A 20,937-nucleotide genomic window follows, 5' to 3' on the forward strand; every position below is an offset into this window, starting at 1 on the left:
GCCGCTTAACCGGCGACGGCCGCCGCCGACTGCTGCGCACGCTGTGCGTGGATGCGTTGGTTGGCGCGGTAGTCGAGCCAGTTGCGGCCGGCGACCATCAGGCCCAGCACGAAGAAGGCGCCGGGCGGCAGGATGGCGACGAGGAAGCCCGGATAGTCCGCTGGCAGGATCTGGATGGCCGAGGCGGAGGGGATGATCATCTCGATGCCGGAGAACAGCGTGCCCTGGCCGATCAGCTCGCGGACCGCGCCGAGCAGACCGATGACCCAGACGAAACCGACGCCCATCATCACACCGTCGAATGCCGACAAGCCGGCCGGGTTCTTGGCGGCGAAGGCCTCGACGCGCGCCAGCACGATGCAGTTCACCACGATCAGCGGGATGAAAATGCCCAGCACCAAGTAGAGATCGCGCAGCCAGGCGTTCATGGCCATGTCTACCACGGTCACCAGGGCGGCGATGATCAGGATGAAGATGGGGATGCGGATTTCGTAGGGGATGAAGGCGCGCAGCGACGATACGATGAGGCTGGACATCCCCATGACGAAGATGGTCGCGAGGCCGAGGCTGACGGCGTTGACCACGCTGGTGCTGATCGCCAGCAGGGAGCACAGCCCCAGCATCTGGCCCAGCACGGCGTTCTGGTTCCACAGGCCATTGGCGGCGATGTTTCGAAGTTGGCTCATGGTGAGGTCTCCTTCCATTGGCTGCCGTTCGGCAGATCGAACAGCCGTGCGCTGTGGTCGTGAATCCACAGCACGGCACGTCCCGAGGCGTTGGTGACGGCGCGCGCCGAAATGGTAGCGCCGGCGCGCTGGTCGATGATGCCCCCGTCCTTCTTCACGCGCCACTTGCCGCCGAGCACGGTATCGAAGCCGAGGTTGTCGAACTGCTTGATCCACGGCTGCTGTTTGTTCTTGTCTTTCTTCGGGTCGATGTAGTCGCCGAGGCCTGGCGTTTCCTTGTGCAGGGTGACGCGCTGGGCCACCATGCGGCCGTCGGCGGAGACGGCGAGGATCAGGTCGATGCGGCCGGAATAGCCGTCAAGGGCGGCGGCCTCGAACACCAGTGCCACGGGCTTGCCGTCCTTGCGCGCGCGGTAGATCGTGGTCGGCGCGTCCCGACCGAGGGCCTTGACCGGCGGCAGGGTGGCGGCGTCGGCGAGCAGGTCGTTGTCGTAGGTGTCGGGTGGCAGCACCTCGGTGATCGTGCGGCGCTTGGCGTCGAGGGCCGATTTTTCGAGTATTGGCTGCGTCAACTGGTAAACCCCGGCCATCAAGGCGGTGAATGCCATGGTGAAAACCAGCAGAATCACGGCGGTGCGCACCGAGATACGTGCGACCGAGGACTCGGATAGCGGCGCCATCATGGCCGAGGCGACCTTTTCGGCGGATGGGGACTCGGTTTCGCTCATGGTCCTTTCTTGTCCTCTTCCTCGTCCTTCTTGTGGCCGAACACCGGCGGCTGCGTGTGCATGTCGATCAGCGGCACGCAGAGATTCATGAGCAGCGTGGCGAATGCGATGCCGTCGGGATAGGCGCCGAAGGTGCGGATGATCCAGGTCAGCAGCGCGATGCCGGCGGCGAAGATCAGCTTGCCGCGCGGGGTGGTGGCGCCCGATACCGGGTCGGTGGCGATGAAGAAGGCGCAGAGCATGGCGCCGCCGGTGAAGGCCTGGAACACCGGCCCGGCGAAGACGGCCGGATTGGCGAGGCTGGCGATGGTGGCGATAGCGGCCAGGGTGGCGAGGAAGGCCGTCGGGATGTGCCAGGTGATGATGCGCTGTCTGACCAGCCAGACGCCGCCGATGAGGTAGCCGAGCGCCACCCATTCCCAGCCCTTGCCGCCGATGTTGCCGAAGGTGGCGTGCGAGCCGAGGATGCCGGCGACGGTGGCGCGCGCATCGGCCGTGTGCAGCTGGGTGCGCAGTGCGTCGAGCGGCGTCGCCATGGTGATGGCGTCGAGATGGCGGTCGGGGCCGAAGATCGCCGTCAGCTGCGTGGAGAAGTCGGTGAACCCGACCGCCGGCCACTGCGACATGATCTGCGGATAGGCGACGATCATCAGGCAGTAGGCCGCCATCGCCGGGTTGAACGGGTTTTGGCCGAGGCCGCCGTAAAGGTGCTTGACGACGACAATGGCGAACAGCGTCGCCATGATGCCGAGCCACCACGGCGCGATCGGCGGGAAAGTGAGCGCGACCAGCCAGGCCGTGACCACCGCGCTGCCGTCGGAGAGGAACAGCCACACCGGCTTCTTGCGGATCGCCAGCATCGCCCACTCGCCGGCCAGTGCGGCCGCGGAGCAGAGCGCGAGCTGCACCAGGATAGCCGCGCCGAAGAACCAGACGTAGGCGGCGAGGCCCGGCAGCAGCGCGGCCAGCACCTTGAGCATGACGCCGCGGACGCTGGCGGGTTGGCGAAAGTAGGGGGAATTGTTGATCATTGATCTTCTTGCGGCTGCGCTGCCTTGGCGACTTCGCGCAGTTTTGCGCGGCGGGCCTCGATCTCGGCGATCTCCGCCTGTTTCTCGGGGCTGATCTGCTCGACGTTTTCCGGATGGACCACGGCCTTCTGCGCCTGGGCGCGGGCCATGGCGGCGGCAATTAGCGCCTTCGGGTCGTTCGTCGCCGTGGAGGTCGGCTCTGGCGGGACGGCGGCACCAGCGGCTTCCGCATCTGCGGGCGCAGCCGCCGCGGCCGCTGCTTGCGCCGCCAGCTTGGCCTTGGTTTCGGTGGCCTTGGCGGCGAGTTTTGCGGCCTTCTCGGCCTTTTCGCGCTCCTCGCGGGCGAGGCGGAATTCGTAGCGCTCGCGCGCCGTGTCGGCCGCGGTCTTTTCGTTCTCGCGCGCCCAGATCTCGCTCTTGGCGAAACGGTAGTAATCGACCAGCGGGATGCGCGAGGGACAGACGTAGGCGCAGCAGCCGCACTCGATGCAGTCGAAGAGGTGGTATTCCTGCGCCTTGCCGAAGATCTTGGCGCGGGAGAACCAGTACATCTCGAAGGGCTGCAGGTCGACCGGACAGGCCAGGGCGCATTCGCCGCAGCGGATGCAGGGCATCTCGGGCGGCGGTGGCGGGAACAAGGCCTTAGAGCCGACGAGGATGCAGTTGGTGGCCTTGACCACCGGGACGGCAGCGGACGGCATGCGGTAGCCCATCATCGGCCCGCCCATGATGACGCGGTCGCTGTCGGGTTTGGCTTTCGCCAGCGCGATCACGTCCTGCATCGGCGTGCCGAAGTGCACCTCGTAGTTGCGCGCCGTCTCGACATTGCCGGCGACGGTGACGATGCGCGAGATCAGCGGCCGGCCGAGTTCCAGCGCCTCCCAAACGGCGTAGGCGGTGCCGGTGTTGAAGCACTGCACGCCGTAGTCGGTCGAGCGCTTGCCGTGCGGCACCTCGATGCCGGTGAGCACGCGGATCAGCTGCTTGGCGCCGCCGGCGGGGTAGCGCGTCGGGACGGCGACGATCTCGATGCGTTCCGCCTTGAGCCGCTCGACGGCGGCCCGCATCGCAGCCACCGCCTCGGGCTTGTTGTCCTCGATGCCGACCAGCACCTGCTTCGCCTGCGTCAGGTCGCGCAGTATGGCGGCACCCTTGACGATGCCTTCGGGACGCTCGCGCATCTGCATGTCGTCGCAGGTGATGAAGGGCTCGCACTCGGCGCCGTTGATGACCAGCGTGTCGAGGTGGCCGAGCTTGCCCGGATTGACCTTGAGGTGCGAGGGGAATACCGCGCCGCCGAGGCCGACCACGCCGGCGTCGCGCAGCGCATCGCGCACCTCGCCCGGCGACATCGAGCGCCAGGGCACCGGGGCATGCTCGATCCATTCGTCCCTGCCGTCGGGTTCGATCACCACGCACGGCGCGGAGAGCCCCGAGGTGTGCGGCATCAGCCGCGGCTCGACGGCCTTGACCGTGCCCGAGGTCGACGCATGCACGGCCGAGGAGACATTGCCGTCCGGTCCGCCGATCAACTGGCCCTTGCGGACGCAGTCACCCGCATGCACCAGCGGGTGCGGCACGCCGCCGATGCTCTGGTGCAGCGGGATGACCAGTTCGGCCGGCAGCGGTGCCGCGGCGATCGGCAGGTGATTCGACTCGCCCTTGTGATAGTCGGGCTTGACGCCGCCGTTGAAGGCGAAGAGCTTCTTCAGCATCATGCGGCCCGCTTCACTTCGAAGATCGGGTAGGTCCATTTCCACGTTTCGACCGTCTCGCTGATCGGCACCATGGAAATGCAATCGACCGGGCAGGGCGGCAGGCACAACTCGCAGCCCGTGCATTGCACGGCGACGATGGTGTGCATCTGCTTGGCGGCGCCGACGATGGCGTCGACCGGGCAGGCCTGGATGCACAGGGTGCAGCCGATGCAGGTCTGCTCGTCGATGAAGGCCACTCTCTTCGGCTTCTCGACGCCGTGCTCGGCCGACAGCGGCTTGAACTCGCGGCCGAGCAGGTCGGCCAGCTTGCGGATGCCTTCCTCGCCGCCGGGCGGGCAGCAGTTGATCTCGGCCTCGCCCTTGGCGATGGCCTGGGCGTAGGGCTTGCAACCGGGGTAGCCGCATTGGCCGCACTGCGTCTGCGGCAGGATGGCGTCGATCTTCTCGACCAGCGGGTCGCCCTCGACCTTGAACCTGACCGCGGCATAACCCAGCGCGGCGCCGAGGACGACGGCGCCCAGCGCCATGACGAGCACGGCCTCAATCATCTGTATTTGTCGAGCCCGGCGAAACCCATGAAGGCGAGGCTCATGAGCCCGGCGGTGACCATCGCGATGGCGGTGCCGCGGAAAAATACCGGCACGTCGGCGCCCTCGAGGCGCTCGCGGATGCCGGCGAACAGAACCAGCGCCAAGGTGAAGCCGACAGCGTTGCCCATACCGAACAGCAGCGACTCGACCAGGTTGTGCCTCATGCCGATGTTCAGCAGCGGCACGCCGAGCACGGCGCAGTTGGTGGTGATCAGCGGCAGGTAGATGCCGAGCACCTGGTGCAGCATCGGGCTGGTTTTCTGGATCACCAGCTCGGTCAACTGGACGATCGCGGCGATGGTGACGATGAACGACAGTGTGCGCAGGTACTGCAGGTCGTTGGGGATCAGCAGCCAGGAATCGATGACGTAGCTGGTGCCGCTGGCCAGCGTCAACACGAAGGTGGTGGCGGCGCCCATGCCGATGGCGGTCTCCAGCTTTTTCGACACGCCCATGAACGGGCAAAGCCCGAGGATGCGGACGAAGATGACGTTGTTGACGAGAACTGCGCCGAGGACGATGAACAGGTAGCTGGTCATGGTGCGTGGCCGGGGTGCCGACGCGCGAGCGGAAAGGACGGATTATCGCCGGTTTGCGCGCTGCGAGACAACCATGGAGGCCGCGTCAGTATTCGCCCGGCGAAGCTTGCGACCGGCTGACGGCGAAACTCAGTCGAAGGCCGCGGCGACGAATGGCCGTTTCGTGTCCCCGGCCAGGCCGCGATGGCAGACGCCGCCGCGATGAGTCTGCAAACCTGCGGCGAGATGGGGGTTTTCGGCGCAGGTCGCCGCGAGCCCTTGACGCAGCAGGGTCAGGACGTGCGGCAGCGTCGCCCGGGTCAGCGCGAGCGTGGCGGTGCGCGCGACCGCGGAGGGCATGTTGGGCACGCAGTAATGGACGACGCCTTCCTCGGTGAAAAGCGGCCGGGTATGGGATGTCGGCCGCGAGGTCTCGGCGATGCCGCCCTGGTCGATGGCGACGTCGACCAGCACCGAGCCGGGGCGCATGCGGCGCAGCAGCGCGCGGTCGATCAAATGTGGCGCGCTTTCTCCGGGGATGAGCACCGCGCCGATCACCAGGTCGGCATCGGCGATGGCACGGGCGAGAGCCTGTGGCTCGGCGACGGCCGTCGCGATGTGGCCGGCGTAATGCGCCTCGAGCACCGCGATCTTCTCTGTGCCGCGGTCGAACAGCGTGACGTCGGCACCCATGCCCACGGCGATCCGCGTCGCGTTGGCGCCGACGTTGCCGGCGCCGATCACCACCACCCTGGCCGGCGGCACCAGGGTGGGGGCAGGCACGCCGCCGAGCAGCACGCCGGAACCGCCGTTGGCCATCTGCAATGCCCAGGCTCCGACCTGCGGCGCAAGCCGGCCGGCGATGCACGACATCGGCGCCAGCAGCGGCAGCCCGCCGGCGGCATCGGTGACGGTCTCGTAGGCGAGGCAGCTCACTTCCGCATCGAGCATGGCCTGCAGCAGCACCGGCGCCGGCGCGAAGTGGTGATAACAGAACAGGATCTGCCCCGGGTGAGTAAGCCGAAACTCGGGCGGCTGCAGCTCCTTGACCTTGACGATCAGTTCGGCCGCACCATAGACCTCGGCGGGCGTGGCCGCGATGCGGGCGCCGGCGGCGAGGTAGTCGGCATCGGGCAATCCGACCCGTGCGCCGGCGCCGGTCTCGACGATCGCCGTGCCGCCGGCGCCGACTATTTGCGCCACCCCCGCCGGGGTCAGGCCGACGCGGTATTCGTGGTCCTTGGTTTCCCTGGGGCAGCCGACAATCATCGCGTGGCGACGACGCATTCCTTGACGAGTTGGGGTCCGCGATAGATCAGGCCGGAATAGACCTGGACCAGCGCGGCGCCGGCCTCGAGCTTGGCCTTGGCGCGGGCGCCGTCGGTGATGCCGCCGGCAGCGATGATCGGTAGTTCGCCGGCGAGCGCGACGGCGAGCTTCTTCACTACCGCCGTGGACTTCTCGAAGACCGGCGCTCCGGACAGCCCGCCGGTTTCGTTGCCGTGCGGCAGATGTTCGACGCCCTCGCGCGACAGCGTCGTGTTGGTGGCGATCACGCCGTCGATGCGATGACGGCGCAGGGCGTCGGCGATGCCGGCGATCTGCGCGTCGTCGAGGTCGGGGGCGATCTTCAGCGCCAGCGGCACGTAGCGGCCGTGGTTCTGGGCGAGTTCGGCCTGGCGCGCCTTGAGGGCGCCGAGCAGGGCGTCGAGCTCGGCGTCGCCCTGCAACTGGCGCAGGTTCTTGGTGTTGGGACTGGAGATGTTCACCGTGACGTAGCTGGCGTGGGCATAGACCTTGTCGAGGCAGATCAGGTAGTCGGCGGCGGCGTTCTCGATCGGCGTGTCGAAATTCTTGCCGATGTTGATGCCGAGGATGCCCTTGAATCTTGCGGCGTTGACGTTCGCCACCAGCGCATCGACGCCGTGGTTGTTGAAGCCCATGCGATTGATCACCCCCATCGCCTCGGGCAGGCGGAACAGGCGCGGTTTCGGGTTGCCCGGCTGCGGCCGTGGCGTGACGGTGCCGATCTCGAGGAAGCCCCAGCCCCAGCCGGCGAGCACGTCGATGGCATCGCCGTTCTTGTCGAGGCCGGCGGCCATGCCGACGGGATTGGGGAAATCGAGGCCCATCACCGCGACCCTGCGGCCGGGCAGCGGTCGCGCGGCTGGGGCGAGGCCGGAGCGGCCCAGCGCCTTCATGCCGGCGATGGTCATTTCGTGGGCGGTTTCGGGATCGAGGGCGAAGACGAAAGGCTTGAGGAGGCAATAAGGCAGCATGAGGGGGCGGCGGGACGCCGGATCAGGATAGTTCGGAATCTTGCAGTTCGAGCCACTGGCCGGCGCGCAGGGCCTCGAGGGGGCGGAATCTGGCCTTGTAGGCCATCTTGCGGCTGTGGCGGATCCAGTAGCCGAGGTAAAGGTAGGGCAGGCCGACGAAGCGGCACTGGGCGATCTGCCAGAGCACGGCGTAGGTGCCGTAGCTGGCGTTCGGGGTGTCGGGATCGTAGAAGGTGTAGACGGAGGAGATGCCGTCGGGCAGCAGGTCGACGATGCAGACCATGCGCAGCACGCCGTCCTCGCGGAATTCGATGAGGCGGCTGTCGACGTGCGACTGCAGCAGGAAGTGGGCGTACTGGTCGCGGCTGTCGTGATCCATGCCGCCGCCGGAATGGCGCGCGGCCTGGTAGCGCTGGTAGAGCATGTAGTGCTCTTCGCGGAAGGCGAGTGCGCGTTCGTGGGCGACGAGTTCTCCGTGGCGCTTGAGCGAGCGACGCTGGCTGCGATTGGGGTCGAACCTGGCTACCGGCACTCGCACCGGCACGCATTCGCGGCAGGCGTCGCAGTGCGGGCGGTAGGTGAACACGCCGCTGCGGCGAAAGCCGGCGCGCACCAGCTCGCCATAGGTCTGGGTGTCGATCAGGTGCGTCGGCGTGGCGACCTGCGAGCGCGCGACGCGGCCCGGCAGGTAGGAGCAGCCATAGGGCGCCGTGGCGTAGAACTGCAGCAGCGGGAACGGCGGCAGGTCGCGAAGGTGGGTCACGCGGCCCTCCTGCAGGCATCGCGCACCGCGTCCGCCGGCCAGCGGCCGGGTGCGTCGCCATCCGCCGTGAGCGCGGCCAGCCGCGCGACGAAGTCGCGGCGAGGGATAGTGCGGGCGCCGAGGGAGGCGAGGTGGGCGGTTTCCATCTGGCAGTCGATTATGCCGAAACCGCGGCGGCGGAGGTGAACACACAAGTGCGCCAGGGCGATCTTGGAGGCGTCGGCGGCGCGGGAAAACATCGATTCGCCGTAGAAGGCGCGGCCGATGGCGATGCCGTAGAGGCCGCCGACGAGCTTGTCGCCGACCCAGGTCTCGACGCTGTGGGCGTGGCCGAGCTCGTGCAGGCGGCGGTAGGCGGCCTGCATTTCGGCGGTGATCCAGGTGCCGGCCTGGCCGTCGCGCGGCGCCGTGGCGCAGGCGGCGACGACCGCGGCGAAGGCGGTGTCGAGGTGCACCTCGTAGTCGCCGCGGCGCAGCACCTTGGCCAGCGAGCGCTTCGGTACGAACTCGTCCGGGATCAGCACCATGCGCGGGTCCGGGCTCCACCAGAGAATGGGTTCCCCGTCCGAGTACCAGGGGAAGATGCCCTGGCGGTAGGCGGCGAGGATGCGTTCGGGCGAGAGGTCGCCGCCGGCCGCCAGCAGGCCGTTGGGCTCGATGAGCGCTGCCGTGACCGGCGGAAAGACCGGCTCGGGCGGCAGCCAGGGAATCATTGCGACGCGGCGGTGAAGGCGACGACGTGGTCGACGTCGAGGCGGATGCCGATCTTCTCGCCGATGGCGTGGTTGTGGTGGGAGGGCACCAGCGACAGCACGCGCGCACCCGAGGCGAGCTTGAGGGTGTACATGAACTCGGCGCCGCGGAAGGTCTTCTTCTCGACCTCGGCGACGATGTCGGAATTGTCGTCGTGGATCACGTCGTCGGGCCGCAGCAGCACGTCGAGGCGGCAGCCGCGGCCGCAGCTGATGCAGTCGGCGCCGCAGTCCACCGGCACGTTGCTGTCGAGCCGGCCGAGCTCGACCTGGATGGCGTTGCGGCTGACCACCTCGCCCGGTACGAACACGCCCTGGCCGACGAAGTCCGCGACGTAGCGCGTGGCCGGTCGGTGGTAGAGGTCGTAGGGGGTATCCCACTGTTCGATGCGGCCGCGGTTCATGATGCCGACGACGTCGGCGACGGCGAAGGCCTCGTGCTGGTCGTGGGTAACGAGGATGGCGGTGGTGCCGGTCTGCTTGATGATGTCGCGCACCTCGAGCGAGAGGCGCTCGCGCAGCTCGACGTCGAGGTTGGAGAAGGGCTCGTCGAGCAGCAGCAGCCAGGGCCGCGGCGCCAGCGCGCGCGCCAGCGCGACGCGCTGCTGCTGGCCGCCGGAGAGTTCATGCGGAAACTTGCCGCCGTGGCCGGCGAGGCCGACGATGCCGAGCAGTTCCTCGACGCGCTGCCGTCCCGCCAGAGCCGAGTTTTCCTTGAGGCCGAAGGCGATGTTGTCCCCGACCGAGAGGTGCGGAAACAGCGCGTAGTCCTGGAACACCATGCCGATGTGGCGCTTCTCCGGCGGCGTCAGCGCGGCCGGGCTCGCCACGGTTTCGCCGTGCAGGCGGATGGTGCCGGCCGACGGCCGCTCGAAGCCGGCGATCAGCCGCAGCACCGTCGTCTTGCCGCAGCCCGAGGCGCCGAGCAGGCAGCCGATCTCGCCTTCCTCGAGGGAAATCGAGAGGTCTTCCACCACGGACTGGCGGCCGTAGGCGTGGGAGACGTTTTCGATCTGCAGCAGGGGCATGGAAGGGTCGGAGTTGAGAGTTATTCTCAATTATAATTTCAAAATCTAGTTAGACGTGAATAAGAAACCATCTTGCAGCGCTTCTCCTTCATCGCCTTCCTCGTCGCCGCGCTGGTCGCGCTGCCCGTGCTCTCGGTCGGTGCCAACCTGTTCACGGGCGGCACGGCCGACACCTGGGGCCACCTCGCGTCCACGGTGCTGCCCGAGTACGTCGCCAACTCGCTCTGGCTCTGCCTCGGCGTAGCGGTGGGCGTGGGCAGCATGGGCACGACCATGGCCTGGCTCACGGCGATGCACGACTTCCCCGGCCGCCGCGTCTTCGAGTGGGCGCTGCTGCTGCCGCTTGCGATGCCGGCCTACGTGCTGGCCTACACCTACACCGATTTCCTCCAGTTCGTCGGCCCGGTGCAGACCGGCCTGCGCGAGGCCTTCGGCTGGAGCAGGGACGACTACTGGTTTCCCGACGTGCGCACGTTGCCCGGCGCGATGGTGATGTTCTCTTGCGTGCTCTATCCCTATGTCTATCTGGTGGTGCGCACCGCCTTCCTCGAGCGCGCCGGCGGCATGATCGAGGCCGCGCGGGTGCTGGGCCTGAGTCCGTGGCGCGCCTTCTGGCGCGTCTCGCTGCCGCTGGCGCGCCCCGCCATCGCCACCGGCGTCGCGCTGGCGCTGATGGAAACGCTGGCCGATTACGGCACCGTCGCCTACTTCTCGGTGCCGACTTTCACCACCGGCATCTACAGCGCATGGTTCTCGCTCGGCGATCGCACCGCGGCGGCGCAGCTCGCCGCCTGCCTGCTCGGCTTCGTGCTGCTGCTGCTCGCTCTGGAGCGCTTTTCGCGGGGTCGCGCCCGTTACCACGAGACCAGCCGTGGCCGCCGCTCCTCGCACCCGCGCCAACTTGCCGGTTGGCGCGGCTGGCTCGCCTTCGTCGCCTGCCTGCTGCCGCTGCTGGTCGGCTTCCTGTTGCCCGCCGGGCTGCTGGTGAATATGGCGCTGGGCGAGCGGGAGGGCGAGTTCGCGGGGCGCTTCCTGGCGCTGGCGCAGAACAGCCTGGTGCTGGCGAGCGTTACTGCGCTGCTCGCTGCCGGCCTTGCATTGCTCGTCGCCTACGGCGTGCGCCAGTCCGCGCGAGTCGGCGGGGGCAATGGTCCGCGGGCGCTGGCCACGCGCTTCGCCACACGGCTCGTCGGCCTCGGCTATGCCGTGCCCGGCTCGGTGATCGCGGTCGGCGTGCTGATCCCGGTCACGCGCCTCGACCACGGGCTGGCCGCGCTCTGGCAGCAGATGGGCGGCGCGAACCCCGGCCTGATCCTCACCGGCGGCATCGCGGCGCTGGTCTATGCCTTCCTCGCGCGCTTCCTCTCCATCGCGTTGCAGACGGTCGAGGCCGGCGTCACACGCATCACGACCAGCATGGACGACGCGGCCCGGAGTCTCGGCTGCGGCGCGGGCGAGACGCTGCGCCGCGTGCACCTGCCGATGCTGCGCGGCAGCCTGCTCACTGCCGCGCTGCTGGTGTTCGTCGACGTCATGAAGGAGCTGCCGGCGACGCTGGTGATGCGCCCCTTCAACTTCGAGACGCTGGCGACGCAGACCTACACGCTGGCCGCCGACGAACGCCTCGCCGAAGCATCGATCGCCGCGCTCGCCATCGTCGCCGTCGGCCTGGTGCCGATCATCGTGCTGGCGCGGCAGATCGCAGCCGGGCGGCAGACGACGGCCTGCTGATCGGCCGCAGGATACGGTCCGCGGTGGCCCGAGGGACGGCCACCCCTCGGGAAGCGACCTCTTCCGCCGCAGCCGGCGGTGGAGGGGGCCGGGAGGGGGCGGGTGTCTATCAGCGCCAACCGGCGCGATCGTAGATCTTCTGCGCGGTCGCCGCGTTCTTCGCCAGCGTCGCCACCGGTAGGGCGTCGGCCTTGAACTTGCCCATGGCTTCGAGCGCGGGGTTCTTCGCGTTGGCCGTGGCGACGGCCGGCCACTCGTTGTTGCCGTCGGCGAAGTAGCGCTGGGCCTCGTCGGAGGCGAGGTATTCGAGGAACTTCACGGCGGCTTCCTTGTGCGGCGCGGTCTTGAGCATGCCGCCGCCCGAGATGTTGATGTGGGCGCCGAAGCTCTTCTGGTCGGGCCAGACGATGGCGATCTTCTCCATCACCTTCTTGTCCTCGGGCTTGTCGGAACGCATCAGGCGGGCGAGGTAGTAGGTGTTGGAGACGGCGACGCCGCATTCGCCGGCCGCCACCGCCTTGATCTGGTCGGTGTCGCCGCCTTTGGGCGCGCGGGCGAAGTTGGCGACGATGCCCCTGGCCCATTCCTCGGCCTTCTGCTCCCCCATGTGGGCGATCAGCGCCGACATCAGCGAGAGGTTGTAGGGGTGGGAGCCGGAGCGCATGCAGACCTTGCCCTTCATCGCCGGTTTGGCCAGATCCTCGTAGTCCTGCACGTCGGCGGACTTGACCGTGTCCTTGTTGTGGATGATGACGCGGGCGCGGATGGAGAAGGCGAACCAGTCGGAGTCGTTGCTGCGCAGGTTGGAGGGGATGCGCGATTCGAGGAGCTTGGACTTCACCGGGGCGAAGAGGCCGAGTTCGTCGGCCTTGGCCAGGCGCGCGGCGTCGACGGTGATGAAGATGTCGGCCGGGCTGGCGGCGCCCTCGTTCCTGATGCGCTCGAGCAGTTCGTCTTCCTTGGCCTCGATGCGGTTGATCTTGATGCCGGTCTGCTTGGTGAAGTTGGCGTAGAGCGCCTCGTCGGTCTGGTAGTGGCGGGCGGAGTAGAGGTTCAGTTCCTGCGCTTGGGCGGCACCGGCGAGGCCGAGGAGGGCAGCGACGGCGAGGGAAGTGCGGGGAAAGGCAAGTTTCATCGAAGACTCCGAAGTGAGAATGGTTCGTATTCTAGTAGAGAATGATTCTCAAACGCAAGAGTCTTGCGGACGACAAAAAAGCCAGCGCTCCGGCGGAGGGCTGGCTGCCTGGGGGTGGTGGTGGCGACGGTGCCGTCAGTCGCCGGCGACGCGGCGTGCGCCGTTGTAGCGCTTGGTCCAGTAGCGTTCGCGCATGTCCTCGATGCGGACCTTGGCGCCGGAGCGCGGTGCATGGACGAAGAGGTTGTCGCCGAGGTAGATGCCGACATGGGAGAAGGTGCGGCGCATGGTGTTGAAGAACACCAGGTCGCCGGGCTGCAGTTCGTTCTTGTCGACGACCTCGCCGGTCTTGCTGATCTCGCGCGAACTGCGCGGCAGGTAGAGGCCGAGGCCTTCCTTGAAAACGTGGCTGACGAAGCCGGAGCAGTCGAAGCCGGTCTGCGGATTGCTGCCGCCGCGCTTGTAACGGATGCCGATGAGGTCGAGCGCCTCCTCGACCGCGTTCTCCACGTTGGCGGACGCGCGGTCGACGAAGGAAACCTTGCTTTCGGGGATCGCGATCGGCCGCGTGACCGCTTCGTCGGCCTCGGCCGTGGCGGAAACCAGCAGGGCGGCGCTCAGGCAGAAGGCGCGAAGGGTCGGTGGGAAATGCATGGCCGCGGAGAATAATGGCTTTGCCGCCGTATGTAAACCCCTGATAATCAAACGCTAATATTTCGGTGGCGATGCAAAATGCCTGCCCCGGCGAACAGCAGCAGGCCGGTCGTGGCAGAAATCGTCGCCAGCGGCAGCAGCGTGCCGTCGTGGCTCATGCCGACCCAGGTGCCCGTAACCAGCGCGCCGACCTGGGTGAAGAAGCCGAACAGGCCGGCGGCCGACCCGGCCTCGCGCGGGAAGGGTGCGGCCGAGCCGGCCTGGGTCGCCGGAAAGTTGATGCCGTGCGCGCCCATGGTGAGGAACTGGGCGAGCACGACGACCGCCCAGTGGTGGATGCCGGCAAGCACGGCGGCGAGGAAGCCCAGGCCGCCGGTCAGCGCAACCATCGCCCCGACCGTGAGGGTGCGCTCGATGCCGATGCGGGCGAGCAGCCGCCGGCACACCACGGTGCCGCCGAGGAACCCCGCGACGCCGAAGGCGAAGCAATAGCCGAAGTATTCGGTCGGTACGCCGAGTACGCGGATCAGCGCGAAGGAGGAGCCCGAGATGAACACGAAGATGTGGGCGTAGGAGAGCGATCCCGGCAGGGCGTAGGCCCAGAAGCCCGGGTGGGTGGCGATGCGGCCGTAAGTGGCGAGCAGGGGGCGCAGCCGCGTCGCGGCGGGATTTTTCGCTTCGTTGGTCTCGACCAGCCAGCGCACGCTGGCGAACATCACGAAGGCGGCGAAGGCCGCATGCACGGCGAAGGCCGCGCGCCAGCCGAAGCTGACCTGCAGGTAGGCGCCGACCATCGGGCCGAGCAGCGGCGCCGCCGACAGCAGCGAGAGCGCCTTGGCGATCATGCGGGCGCCCTCGGCCGGCGGGTAGGCGTCGCGGATGGTGGCGCGGGCGACGACCACCGCCGTGCAGCAGCCGACGGCCTGGACGAAGCGGGCGAGGATCAGCATCGGCAGCGAGATGGCCAGGCCGCAGGCGATGCTGGCCGCGATGTAGATGCCCAGTCCCGCCAGCAGGACCGGGCGCCGGCCGTAGCGGTCGGAGAGGGGGCCGCTGGCGAGCTGCGCGACGCCGAAGCCGACGACGAACAGCGACAGCGTCTGCTGCACCGCCGCCGGCGTGGCGTCGAAATAGCCGGTCAGGTGCGGCAGCGAGGCGAGGTAGAGGTCGGTCGACAGCGGCTGCAGCATAAGGCAGCCGGTGATCAGCAGGAGCAGGGTCGTCGGCGACACGAGCGGGTGCTCAGCCGCGCTTGTTGCGCATCAGCTGGGCCTTCTCCTTCTCCCAGTCCCGCTTCTTCTCGGTCTCGCGCTTGTCGTAATCCTTCTTGCCCTTGGCGAGGCCGATGGCCAGCTTGATGCGGCCCTTGGTGTAGTGCATGTCCAGCGGCACCAGGGCGTAGCCGGCGCGCTCGACCTTGCCGATGAGCTTCTTGATCTCCTCGGCGTGGAGCAGCAGCTTGCGGGTCCGCGTCGGGTCGGCCCGGACGTGGGTCGATGCGGTGGTCATGGGGCTGATATGGCAGCCGATCAGCCAGACCTCGCCGCTTTTCAGCACGACGTAGGCTTCCTTGAGCTGGACGCGGCCGGCGCGGATGGACTTGACCTCCCAGCCCTCGAGGGCGAGGCCGGCCTCGAAGCGTTCCTCGATGAAGTAATCGTGGAAGGCCTTCTTGTTGTCGATGATGCTCATGGGGAAGAGGCTGGGGGGCGGCGCGCGCGGTAGAATCGGCAAATTCTATCGTAGCCACCTGCCATGGCCGTTGTCGAGAAATCCGTGCTGATCGAGCGCACCGCCCAGCAGATGTTCGAGCTGGTCGACGGCGTCGAGGACTATCCGAAGTTCCTGCCCTGGTGCGGCGGCAGCGAACTGCTCGAGCGCACGGCGCAGCGGACGGCGGCGCGCATCCACATCAACTACCATGGCATCAAGGCCCACTTTGCCACCAGCAACGACAAGGAAATGCCGCGCTGGATGAATATCCGCCTGACCGAGGGGCCGTTCAAGCACATGGACGGCGGCTGGAAATTCACCCCGCTGGGGGATACGGCCTGCAAGGTGGAGTTCAGGTTGCACTACGAGTTTTCGAGCAAACTGCTGGAAAAGGCGCTGGGACCGGTGTTCCACCGCATCACCGAGACCTTCGTCGAATCCTTCGTCAAACGGGCAAACCAGATCTATGGCTGATTCAGCACCCGCATCGATCAACGTCGAGGTTGTCTATGCCCTGCCGGCGCGGCAGGAGCTCATTCATTTGAAGCTGCCGCAGGGGGCGACCCTGCAGCAGGCGATCGAGGTTTCCGGCCTGCCGCAGAAACACCCGGAGATCGATCCGGCCAAGGGCAGGTTCGGCATCTACAGCAAGCTGGCCAAGCCCGACACCGTCCTGCGCGACCGCGACCGCGTCGAGATCTACCGTCCGCTGATCGCCGATCCCAAGGAGGTGCGAAAGCAGCGCGCCGCCGAGGGCAAGGTCATGAAAAAGGGCGGCGGGACTGGCGAGGAGTAGCGCCTACTTGCACCATTGCTCGACGTCCTTGCGGGCATTGTCGGTCTGAGTTTTTCTGGCCTCGCCGACGAGGGGCACGGGCTGACCCTTTTCGTCCTTGGTGACGAGCGTCTTGTCCGTCGACTCGAGCTGAATCAGTCGCATGCGGGCGTTGTCGCACAATTTCTGGCGGGCTTCGTTTTCCGCTTTCAGCTGCGCCTCGCTCTTGGCCGGCGGAGCCCCATTGGCGGGTCCCTCGGCGGGCTTGGCCGGCGCGGTGGCCGGTGCCGCGGGCTCGCTGCCGCCCTTGGATCCAACCGCCACTTCGCGCGTTTGCACCTTTTTTTCCAGCGGCGGCTTGTCGGAATAGATGGTCTTGCCGCTGGCGTCCTTCCAGCTGTAGATCTGCGCGCTGGCGGCCAGCGGCAGGACGAGCAGTGTTGCCAGGGAAATCAGGGTCGGCGTGCGCATGCGGGTGTCCTCGGTTTGCCTGAGCTTGGGCGACGCCCGTATAATACGTTTTTGGCACCGAGGATAAAAGCATGAGACTAATCCAGAAGGCGCTGACGTTTGACGACGTCCTCCTGGTTCCCGCCCACTCGGCGATCCTGCCGCGCGACGTTTCCCTGGCGACCCGCCTCACGCGCAAAATCAACCTGAACCTGCCCCTCGTCTCCGCGGCCATGGACACGGTGACGGAGGCTCGCCTCGCGATCGCCCTGGCACAGGAAGGCGGCATCGGCATCGTCCACAAGAACCTCAATCCCAAGGCCCAGGCGGCCGAAGTCGCCAAGGTCAAGCGCTACGAGTCCGGCGTGCTCAAGGACCCGATCATCATTCCGCCGACCATGACGGTGCGCGAAGTGCTGGCCCTGACCCGCACTCACCGGATTTCCGGCCTGCCCGTGGTCGACGCCGGCAAGGTGGTCGGCATCGTCACCAACCGCGACTTGCGTTTCGAGTCCCGTCTCGACGAAACCGTCGGCAACATCATGACGCCGCGCGAGCGCCTCATCACCGTCAAGGAAGGCGCCACCACGGAACAGGCCAAGGCGCTGATGCACAAGCACCGCCTCGAGCGCGTGCTGGTGATCAACGATGCCTTCGAACTGCGCGGCCTCATGACCGTGAAGGACATTCTCAAGTCCTCCGAGTACCCGTTCGCCGCCAAGGACAGCTTCGGCCGCCTGCTGGTCGGCGCCGCCGTCGGTACCGGCGAGGGCACCGAGGAGCGCGTCGAGGCGCTGGCCGAGGCCGGCGTCGATGTCGTCGTCGTCGACACTGCCCACGGCCACTCCGAAGGTGTGCTCAAGCGCGTGCAGTGGGTCAAGAAGAACTTCCCGCAGGTCGAGGTCATCGGCGGCAACATCGCCACCGGCTCCGCCGCCAAGGCGCTGGTCGATCACGGCGCCGACGCCGTCAAGGTCGGCATCGGCCCCGGCTCGATCTGTACCACCCGCATCGTCGCCGGCGTCGGCGTGCCGCAGATCACCGCGGTCGACAATGTCGCCAACGCGCTGGCGTCCCTGAACGTCCCGCTGATCGCCGACGGCGGCATCCGCTATTCGGGCGATATCTCCAAGGCCATCGCCGCCGGCGCGAATTGCGTGATGCTCGGCGGCCTCTTCGCCGGCACCGAGGAGGCGCCGGGCGAGACGGTGCTCTATCAGGGCCGCTCCTACAAGTCCTACCGTGGCATGGGCTCGCTCGGTGCGATGAAGGACGGCGCGGCCGATCGCTACTTCCAGGATTCCGACGCCAACGTCGAGAAACTGGTGCCCGAAGGCATCGAGGGCCGCGTTCCATACAAGGGCCCGGTCACCGCGGTGATCCACCAGTTGATGGGCGGCTTGCGTTCCTCGATGGGCTACGTCGGCTGCAAGACCATCGACGAGATGCGCGCGAAGGCCGAGTTCGTCGAGATCACCTCGGCCGGCATCCGCGAGTCGCATGTCCACGATGTGCAGATCACCAAGGAAGCGCCGAACTACCACGCCGACTAATTTGCGTTTCAACCCGAAAGGCGGCTGCGGCCGCCTTTCTTGTTTCAGGGGTTTGCCATGTCCCACCAGAAAATCCTCATCCTCGATTTCGGTTCCCAGTACACCCAGCTGATTGCCCGCCGCGTGCGCGAGCAGCAGGTCTATTGCGAATTGCACCCAAACGACGTCTCCGCGGACTTCATCCGCGAATTCAATCCGCAGGGCATCATCCTTTCGGGCGGACCGAACTCGGTGTATGAGGAAGAGACGCCGCGCGCACCGCAAGTGGTGTTCGACCTCGGCGTGCCGGTGCTCGGCATCTGCTACGGCATGCAGACCATGGCCGCACAGCTCGGCGGCAAGGTCGAGAACGCCCACAAGCGCGAGTTCGGCTACGCCGAGGTGCGCGCCCGCGGCCACTCGAAGCTGCTCGACGGCATCCAGGACAGCGTCAACGCCGAGGGCCACGGCCTGCTCGACGTCTGGATGTCGCATGGCGACAAGGTCACCGAGCTGCCGACCGGCTTCAAGGTCATCGCCGCCAACGATGCCACGCCGATCGCCGGCATGGGTGACGACGCGCGTCGCTTCTACGGCGTGCAGTTCCACCCCGAGGTGACGCACACCGTCAGGGGCCGCGACCTGTTCGTGCGTTTCGTGCGCGACATCTGCGGCTGCCGCGGCGACTGGAACATGCCCGATTACGTGACCGAGGCGATCGAGAAGGTGCGCGCCCAGGTTGGCAAGGACGAGGTGATCCTCGGCCTCTCGGGCGGCGTCGACTCTTCTGTTGTCGCGGCGCTGCTGCACAAGGCCATCGGCGACCAGCTCACCTGCGTCTTCGTCGACAACGGCCTGCTGCGCCTCAACGAGGCCGAGCAGGTGATGCAGACCTTCGCCCGCAACCTCGGCGTCAAGGTCATCCACGTCGATGCCTCGGCGCAGTTCATGGGCCACCTGGCCGGCGTCACCGATCCCGAGCAGAAGCGCCGCATCATCGGTCGCGAGTTCGTCGAGGTGTTCCAGGCGGAGGCGCAGAAGTTGCCCAAGGCGCGCTGGCTGGCGCAGGGCACCATCTACCCCGACGTGATCGAGTCGGCCGGCGCCAAGACCAAGAAGGCCCACACCATCAAGAGCCACCACAACGTCGGCGGCCTTCCCGAGACGCTCAACCTCAAGCTGTGCGAGCCGTTGCGCGAGCTGTTCAAGGACGAGGTGCGCGAGCTCGGCATCGCACTGGGCCTGCCGCACGAGATGGTCTATCGCCACCCCTTCCCCGGCCCGGGCCTCGGCGTGCGCATCCTCGGCGAGGTCAAGCAGGAATACGCCGATCTGCTGCGCCGCGCCGACGCGATTTTCATCGACGAACTGCGCGCCGCCGACTGGTACGAGAAGACCAGCCAGGCGTTCGCGGTGTTCCTGCCGGTGAAATCCGTCGGCGTGATGGGCGACGGTCGCACCTACGACTACGTCGTCGCGCTGCGTGCCGTCGAGACCCAGGACTTCATGACCGCGCGCTGGGCGCAACTGCCCTACGAACTGCTGGGGCGCGTCGCCAACCGCATCGTCAACGAAGTGCGCGGCATCAACCGCGTCACCTACGACATTACCGGCAAGCCGCCGGGCACCATCGAGTGGGAGTGAAGTAATCCCGCGCATTCCGGCGGGGCGGCTCAAATCGGTTTGAGTCGCCCTGCCGTGACGCCGCGTCCGTGCCTACGAGGCAAGCATCATGAAGTCGGCGTCGCTCAGGCTCGGCCTCATACCGACGCTGCCGAAGGATGCGATCGGCACGGCGGCGGACGAGCCTAGCCGACCGTCGGGATCGTACTTGAGCGTGCCGGTCAACACGTTGTAGAGCAGCCGCTGGCTGTCGCTCGAGAAGCTGTCGGTTTCGTCGATGTCGAAGACGCCGGCCTGCAGTGATCCGCTCCCGTCGAAAAGTCCGCCAAACGTCGCCTGTCCCAACGCGACACGATCCTGGCCCGTCATGAAGTCGGAAATTCTTGCGACGAGCGTCGCGACCTGATTGACGACGAAGATGTCGTTTCCGAGGCCGCCGGTGAGCGTGTCGGAGCCTCCGCCGCCGATCAGGACGTCGTTGCCGGCACCGCCGTTGAGGACGTTGGCGGCGGCGTTGCCGGTGAGGGTGTTGTCGCCGGTGTTGCCGGTGAGGTTGAAGGCGACGGTGGAGACGAGGGTGGCGTTCTCGACGTTGGTGGCGAGGACGTAGGTGCCGCCGGCGGTGGCGACATTGACCTGGACCAGGTCGGTGCCGGCGCCGGGAGCCTCGGTGACGATGTCGGCGAGGGAATCGATGACGTAGATGTCGTTGCCGGCACCACCGACGAGGGTGTCGTTGCCGGCGCCGCCGATAAGGGTGTCGTTGCCGATGCCGCCGTTGAGGGTGTTGGCGGCGGCGTTGCCGGTGAGGACGTTGTCCAGATCGTTGCCGGTGAGGTTGAAGGCGACGGTGGAGACGAGGGTGGCGTTCTCGACGTTGGCGGCGAGGGTATAGGTGCCGCCGGCGGTGGCGATGGCGACGCGGACGAGGTCGGTGCCGCCGCCGAAGGCTTCGGTCACGACGTCGAGCGCGTTGTCGATGACGTAGATGTCGTTGCCGGTGCCGCCGACCAGGGTGTCGGCACCGGCGAGCCCGTCGAGGATATCGTCGAATGCGGTGCCGGTGAGGGTGTTCTGCCCGGCGTTGCCGATCAGGGTCAGGCCGTTGCCCACCGCCGCCGCATTCACGCTCAGCGCCGTGGTGGCGATGGTCACGGCCGCCGCGGCCGTGCCGGTGCCGATCACCACCCGCTCGATGCCCGTGTCGCCCGCATAGAGGGTGAGGGTGCCC

General features: G+C 67.4%; 22 protein-coding genes. 5 read left to right on the forward strand and 17 right to left on the reverse strand.

The window, feature by feature from the left end; translation table 11 throughout:
* Window positions 1-5: 5 nt before the first annotated feature.
* The 11 genes from rsxE to EJE94_RS08695 form a co-directional block, all read right to left on the reverse strand.
* Window positions 6-686 (reverse strand): electron transport complex subunit RsxE, encoded by a 681-nt coding sequence (gene rsxE / locus EJE94_RS08645; protein ID WP_243642570.1) that lies wholly within the window; start codon window positions 684-686, stop codon window positions 6-8.
* On the reverse strand, window positions 683-1,414 hold the full coding sequence (locus EJE94_RS08650) for an RnfABCDGE type electron transport complex subunit G (RefSeq protein ID WP_207855847.1): 732 nt from the start codon (window positions 1,412-1,414) through the stop codon (window positions 683-685). Before EJE94_RS08650 ends, rsxE begins: the two co-directional genes overlap by 4 nt.
* On the reverse strand, window positions 1,411-2,442 hold the full coding sequence (locus EJE94_RS08655; RefSeq protein WP_121243390.1) for an RnfABCDGE type electron transport complex subunit D: 1,032 nt from the start codon (window positions 2,440-2,442) through the stop codon (window positions 1,411-1,413). Before EJE94_RS08655 ends, EJE94_RS08650 begins: the two co-directional genes overlap by 4 nt.
* A complete protein-coding gene (gene rsxC, locus EJE94_RS08660; RefSeq protein WP_121243391.1) occupies window positions 2,442-4,160 on the reverse strand; it encodes an electron transport complex subunit RsxC in 1,719 nt (572 codons plus the stop codon). Before rsxC ends, EJE94_RS08655 begins: the two co-directional genes overlap by 1 nt.
* A complete protein-coding gene (gene rsxB, locus EJE94_RS08665; protein ID WP_121243373.1) occupies window positions 4,160-4,711 on the reverse strand; it encodes an electron transport complex subunit RsxB in 552 nt (183 codons plus the stop codon). Before rsxB ends, rsxC begins: the two co-directional genes overlap by 1 nt.
* Complete coding sequence (gene rsxA, locus EJE94_RS08670) at window positions 4,708-5,292, reverse strand: electron transport complex subunit RsxA (protein ID WP_121243374.1); 585 nt, start codon at window positions 5,290-5,292, stop codon at window positions 4,708-4,710. Before rsxA ends, rsxB begins: the two co-directional genes overlap by 4 nt.
* Before the next feature lie 129 nt (window positions 5,293-5,421).
* Window positions 5,422-6,558, reverse strand: a complete 1,137-nt coding sequence (gene ald / locus EJE94_RS08675; protein WP_243642571.1) for an alanine dehydrogenase — start codon at window positions 6,556-6,558, stop codon at window positions 5,422-5,424.
* Complete coding sequence (locus EJE94_RS08680) at window positions 6,537-7,550, reverse strand: quinone-dependent dihydroorotate dehydrogenase (protein ID WP_207855849.1); 1,014 nt, start codon at window positions 7,548-7,550, stop codon at window positions 6,537-6,539. The genes ald and EJE94_RS08680 overlap by 22 nt, the downstream gene beginning before the upstream one ends.
* 22 nt (window positions 7,551-7,572) lie before the next feature.
* A complete protein-coding gene (locus tag EJE94_RS08685) occupies window positions 7,573-8,313 on the reverse strand; it encodes an arginyltransferase (RefSeq protein WP_121243376.1) in 741 nt (246 codons plus the stop codon).
* The gene (gene aat, locus EJE94_RS08690; protein ID WP_121243377.1) at window positions 8,310-9,026 is read right to left on the reverse strand and encodes a leucyl/phenylalanyl-tRNA--protein transferase; all 717 of its coding nucleotides are present in this window, start codon (window positions 9,024-9,026) and stop codon (window positions 8,310-8,312) included. The genes EJE94_RS08685 and aat overlap by 4 nt, the downstream gene beginning before the upstream one ends.
* A complete protein-coding gene (locus tag EJE94_RS08695) occupies window positions 9,023-10,093 on the reverse strand; it encodes an ABC transporter ATP-binding protein (RefSeq protein ID WP_121243378.1) in 1,071 nt (356 codons plus the stop codon). Before EJE94_RS08695 ends, aat begins: the two co-directional genes overlap by 4 nt.
* A 72-nt stretch (window positions 10,094-10,165) precedes the next feature.
* Between EJE94_RS08695 and EJE94_RS08700 the strand changes: the two genes are divergently transcribed.
* Window positions 10,166-11,824 carry an ABC transporter permease gene (locus EJE94_RS08700; protein WP_207855850.1) on the forward strand — a complete coding sequence of 553 codons (1,659 nt, stop codon included), beginning with the start codon at window positions 10,166-10,168 and terminating at the stop codon, window positions 11,822-11,824.
* Window positions 11,825-11,933: 109 nt separating this feature from the next.
* Here the strand turns inward: EJE94_RS08700 and EJE94_RS08705 are convergent, their stop codons facing one another.
* From EJE94_RS08705 to smpB, 4 genes are all read right to left on the reverse strand, one after another.
* Window positions 11,934-12,959 (reverse strand): Fe(3+) ABC transporter substrate-binding protein, encoded by a 1,026-nt coding sequence (locus EJE94_RS08705; protein WP_121243380.1) that lies wholly within the window; start codon window positions 12,957-12,959, stop codon window positions 11,934-11,936.
* Between the two features lie 135 nt (window positions 12,960-13,094).
* Complete coding sequence (locus EJE94_RS08710) at window positions 13,095-13,613, reverse strand: C40 family peptidase (RefSeq protein ID WP_121243381.1); 519 nt, start codon at window positions 13,611-13,613, stop codon at window positions 13,095-13,097.
* Between the two features lie 47 nt (window positions 13,614-13,660).
* On the reverse strand, window positions 13,661-14,845 hold the full coding sequence (locus tag EJE94_RS08715; protein ID WP_121243382.1) for a multidrug effflux MFS transporter: 1,185 nt from the start codon (window positions 14,843-14,845) through the stop codon (window positions 13,661-13,663).
* Between the two features lie 10 nt (window positions 14,846-14,855).
* Window positions 14,856-15,305, reverse strand: a complete 450-nt coding sequence (gene smpB, locus EJE94_RS08720) for an SsrA-binding protein SmpB (protein ID WP_121243383.1) — start codon at window positions 15,303-15,305, stop codon at window positions 14,856-14,858.
* 63 nt (window positions 15,306-15,368) lie between these two features.
* Here smpB and EJE94_RS08725 point away from each other — a divergent pair, with 63 nt between their 5' ends.
* Window positions 15,369-15,800 carry a type II toxin-antitoxin system RatA family toxin gene (locus EJE94_RS08725; RefSeq protein WP_121243384.1) on the forward strand — a complete coding sequence of 144 codons (432 nt, stop codon included), beginning with the start codon at window positions 15,369-15,371 and terminating at the stop codon, window positions 15,798-15,800.
* Complete coding sequence (locus tag EJE94_RS08730) at window positions 15,793-16,122, forward strand: RnfH family protein (protein WP_121243385.1); 330 nt, start codon at window positions 15,793-15,795, stop codon at window positions 16,120-16,122. Before EJE94_RS08725 ends, EJE94_RS08730 begins: the two co-directional genes overlap by 8 nt.
* Before the next feature lie 3 nt (window positions 16,123-16,125).
* On the opposite strand, the gene EJE94_RS08735 is transcribed toward EJE94_RS08730, so the two are convergent.
* Window positions 16,126-16,572: a DUF4124 domain-containing protein gene (locus EJE94_RS08735; protein ID WP_121243386.1), complete on the reverse strand. Its 447-nt coding sequence runs from the start codon at window positions 16,570-16,572 to the stop codon at window positions 16,126-16,128.
* Between the two features lie 71 nt (window positions 16,573-16,643).
* On the opposite strand from EJE94_RS08735, the gene guaB reads away from it, so the two are divergent.
* Window positions 16,644-18,104, forward strand: coding sequence for an IMP dehydrogenase (guaB, locus tag EJE94_RS08740; RefSeq protein WP_121243387.1), 1,461 nt, complete (start codon window positions 16,644-16,646; stop codon window positions 18,102-18,104).
* A 57-nt stretch (window positions 18,105-18,161) separates the two neighbouring features.
* Window positions 18,162-19,727 (forward strand): glutamine-hydrolyzing GMP synthase, encoded by a 1,566-nt coding sequence (gene guaA / locus EJE94_RS08745; protein ID WP_121243388.1) that lies wholly within the window; start codon window positions 18,162-18,164, stop codon window positions 19,725-19,727.
* A 72-nt stretch (window positions 19,728-19,799) separates the two neighbouring features.
* Here guaA and EJE94_RS08750 read toward each other — a convergent pair.
* Window positions 19,800-20,937 (reverse strand): calcium-binding protein (locus tag EJE94_RS08750; RefSeq protein WP_133372255.1); only part of this gene is annotated, 1,138 nt, incomplete at its 5' end.

It is taken from the genome of Sulfurisoma sediminicola (genome assembly GCF_003865015.1).
GTDB lineage: Bacteria > Pseudomonadota > Gammaproteobacteria > Burkholderiales > Rhodocyclaceae > Sulfurisoma > Sulfurisoma sediminicola.